Source organism: Bacillus cereus (assembly GCF_015071065.1).
Classification (GTDB): Bacteria; Bacillota; Bacilli; order Bacillales; family Bacillaceae_G; genus Bacillus_A; species Bacillus_A cereus_BA.
Genome location: NZ_VOVA01000066.1, coordinates 1 through 1,866 on the forward strand (window position 1 = coordinate 1; position 1,866 = coordinate 1,866).

Consider the following 1,866-nt stretch of genomic DNA (forward strand, 5'->3'; position numbering starts at 1 on the left):
GCTAAAACACAAGTCTTTTGACTTGTGTTTTTTTGTATATTTGTTTCGTTAGAAACAAGAGTGGAAATATTGATTGCTAAATCATACGAGATGGAAAATCATTTACAGAATCATGATAAAGGCGAAGTATTTTTGCTATTTTTATTAAGCATTCATTAAACTATATGTATTTCGTCATAGGACCATTATTGGTCATATCTTCAATATAAGAGGAAATAGTTCTTCTTTTATAATTAATATCTAAAAAACTTGGCGCATAATTGAAGCTTCTATACTCTAAATGATTTAATGGTTTATGAATTATATAGTTATTTCCCCTTAAAATCCTGTATACAGTATCCCTTAACTAATAAAAATTAGAGGTATTTCTGCCGGCAAATACTTCTTCTTCACTAATATACTATTGAAAATAACTCCGCTCATAATTTCAATAATATAGATTTGTATAATTGCTTCCTTTGAGTTTGTAGTTTGCTCAATCTATGAAACAAGTCCGTCTATATAATTGCATTTTATATAGACGGGCTTGTTTCATTTTTTATTCTTATAATAGTAGCGTTTTGAGGGTTGTTTTTTTGTTATTAGGTATAGGGAAGTAGTACATAATCTATGGAAATAGTACAGGTGCTTTTCAATTATTATGAGAACAGCCATATTATGGCTAAATATGTAGTGAGATATAGGAATGTTGAACAAGGAGCTCATTTACAATTGAAGTGTATATATGGGTATGAAATCTCCTTTGATTAGTAGTCGTAACTTCTTGAGGCATAAATTTTTGAATTCCGTAACGTCAGTGCTACAATGATTGAAAAATAAATGTTAATGAGGTGTTCATATGAAAATTGAAGTTTGGTCTGATTTTGTATGCCCGTTTTGCTATATTGGGAAGCGTAGATTAGAAATGGCTTTAGAGCAATTTCCACATAAGAAAGATGTTGAAGTTGAGTTTAAAAGTTTTGAATTAGATCAAAATGCTCCGATCTACTCTGGAATGGGTATTAATGAAGTACTTGCATCTAAGTATGGGATTAGTGTTGAAGAAGCTGGTCGTAATAATATACAACTAGGCAATCATGCAGCTAGTATGGGTTTAAGTTTCAATTTTGAAGAGATGAAACCAACAAATACTTTTGATGCACATCGTTTGGCGAAATTTGCAAAGGATCAGGGGAAGGAAAAGGAGATTACAGAAAATCTACTTTGTGCATATTTCACTGAATCGAGAAACTTAAGTGATGTGGAAACACTAGCTAATATTGCTGAAGCTTCCGGTCTAGATAGGGAAGAGGCTTTAAATGTTATTCATAATAAAAATGCTTATGCCAATGAGGTTAGGATTGATGAATCAATTGCCCAACAATATAAAATTACGGGGGTACCTTATTTTATTGTTAATCAAAAGTATGCTATTTCAGGTGCACAACCACTTGAAACCTTTGTTGGTGCACTTCAGCAGGTGTGGGAAGAAGAGAATCCTAAGTCTGAACTTCAAGATCTTTCAATAAATAGTACAACAGATGATTATTGTGCAGATGGTAGCTGCTCGATACCTCCAAAGGAATAATATTTAATTCTTTCTTTCTATTATGGTGTACATAATGTAATGAGGGGATAAATCTTAGATGTCATATGTATATTAATGACATCTAAATACGAATAACCTACAGTGACTTTTATAGGTTATTCGTATTTAGTTTATTTGGGGGGAGTTACATTTAAGTGTATTATTATTGTGCTAACGGCTTGTTGGTATAGTTAATTCATATTTATATAAAAAACTTATTTAAAACTATTGACGATTAACATACATAGGTGTAATATAGAACAAGTCGCCGATAGCAACAACGCAGAAAGCGACAAACA

1 protein-coding gene is annotated in these 1,866 nt (G+C 31.6%); it reads left to right on the top strand.

Translation table 11 applies throughout. From position 1 onward, the window contains the following. The first annotated feature begins 838 nt into the window (after positions 1 to 838). Positions 839 to 1,567, top strand: a complete 729-nt coding sequence (locus tag FT637_RS29450) for a DsbA family oxidoreductase (protein WP_193649243.1) — start codon at positions 839 to 841, stop codon at positions 1,565 to 1,567. Positions 1,568 to 1,866: the final 299 nt, after the last annotated feature.

Excerpts from the sequence above, each read along its gene's own strand:
- FT637_RS29450 (WP_193649243.1), top strand. The coding sequence starts at position 839 with ATGAAAATTGAAGTTTGGTCTGATTTTGTATGCCCGTTTTGCTATATT.